Source organism: Streptomyces sp. NPDC002057 (assembly GCF_040296665.1).
GTDB lineage: Bacteria > Actinomycetota > Actinomycetes > Streptomycetales > Streptomycetaceae > Streptomyces.
In genome coordinates this window covers 1-1,548 of sequence record NZ_JBEOXR010000119.1, presented here as the reverse complement: position 1 = coordinate 1,548, position 1,548 = coordinate 1, and the positions used below count along the sequence as shown (strand labels likewise).

Annotated in this window: 3 protein-coding genes; 1 reads left to right on the top strand and 2 read right to left on the bottom strand. The window is 66.9% G+C overall.

Annotated elements, in window-relative coordinates; translation table 11 throughout:
* The first annotated feature begins 266 nt into the window (after window positions 1-266).
* Window positions 267-608: a hypothetical protein gene (locus tag ABT129_RS38015; RefSeq protein ID WP_351910844.1), complete on the top strand. Its 342-nt coding sequence runs from the start codon at window positions 267-269 to the stop codon at window positions 606-608.
* Here ABT129_RS38015 and ABT129_RS38010 read toward each other — a convergent pair.
* A complete protein-coding gene (locus ABT129_RS38010; RefSeq protein WP_351910842.1) occupies window positions 605-1,105 on the bottom strand; it encodes a hypothetical protein in 501 nt (166 codons plus the stop codon). The genes ABT129_RS38015 and ABT129_RS38010 overlap by 4 nt on opposite strands.
* Window positions 1,102-1,548, bottom strand: a 447-nt coding sequence (locus ABT129_RS38005; protein ID WP_351910840.1) for a hypothetical protein, incomplete at its 5' end; no start/stop codon positions are given. The genes ABT129_RS38010 and ABT129_RS38005, both read right to left, overlap by 4 nt.

The window sequence follows — 1,548 nt, the reverse complement described above, 5'->3', positions numbered from 1 at the left end:
TTTGCGGCTGCCCCTGCCAGCGCAGAGCCACGACGCGACTCTCCGAAGTTCCCCAGGTCAGGTGTGGTGGCGTGTACCGAAGATCACGCGTGCGCGACGCGAGTTTTCAATTGATCGAAAGACGCAGGCCCTCGTTGCGGCCGCGCGCAGAATGTTGAGACACGAGGACGACGTCGCCCCGGCGGCGCCGGAGCAGCGCCGACGATGGTGGCGGGCGGCGTGAAATCGCCTAGCCAAGCACTCCACCCGTGCGGTTACTTCTAGCCATGAGTGACGACGAGTGGACTTACGAGCCTGTGAAACCGGGTGACATCCCAACGCGGTACAGGGTTGTCCCTGAGCGCGTTTACAGGCTTGCGACCGAGTGGACGGACATCCTCGCTGCGGATGCCGACAAGCGAGGCATGACGCTCCTTGAGTACGTCGGCTGGGTAGGCAGGATGCCCCACGAGGAACTGCTCGTTTACCGCGACCGAGTCAGGAAGGGCGTCGGTGGTCCGGAGTTCGAGGCCCTGTACGACGCTTGGCTGTACGCGCGGACGGCAGTGCAAGTGACCCAGATGTGGATCGCCGACCGTTGGCATCAGGAGACGGACTACGACGGTTAGGTCTGCTCTCCCTCCCAGCCGTCGTTCCTCCACTCGTACTCGTGGAACAGGTACCAGAGGTCGACGCCCCTCGTTGCCGGTGTGCCGGCCACCGTCAGCCGGCCGAACGCCACCGGCCGGCCGTCGCCGTCCTTCTCGACGGCGGTGCACTCGAACCGCTCGGTGACGTCGGATGCCTGGGCGCGGATGCTCCAGCCGACGAACCGCCGGTACGTCTTCCCGGCCTCGAAGAACACCGGCTTCGGCGGGTTGATCCACAGCCCGTAGCTCGTGCCCCCATTGGGATGGTGGGCGAACCCTGTCCGCTTCGGGTCGATGTCCTGTACGACGCCGTCAACGACAAGGACGGTGCCGGTGGCGGGGACGAGGACACCGGGCTCGGCGGGGACGGGCTTCGGTTCGCAGGGGAAGCCGAGGCGGCATGCGTCGATCTCGTCGTGCTCGACGCCGTGGATCGAGCGGTGGCTCCGATGGTTGGCCTGCATGCGTCGGGTCATCGCACTTCCTCCGTCCAGTCGAGGGCGTCCCAGTGGTGCTGGCGCCTGACCACCCAGTCGACGCCGTAGTCGTCGGTCACGCAGCGGCCCAGGGCGAAGGGCTCACCGTTCTCGACCCGCACGAGCTCGACGCTGAACGTCTGCTTCTTCCCGGGGCGGTACTCCCGCCGGTAGGTCTTCCCCACCTCGAAGAAGGCGGGCCGCGGTTCTTCCGCTTCGAGCGTCCACTTCCACAGCCGGCCGCCCGGCTGCATCCGCTCCTTGACGTAGCGGGCCGACGCCTCGTGTACGACGCCGTCGGCGACGACGTAGGTACCAGTGTCCGGGACGCCGACGGTGCCCTTGAGGGCGTCGAGGACATAGGCCTTGCGGACGATGTCCATGTAGGGGTGGCCGGTGATCCGAGGGACGGCGTTGACGGCTTCGGCGAGGTTGGTCACGGG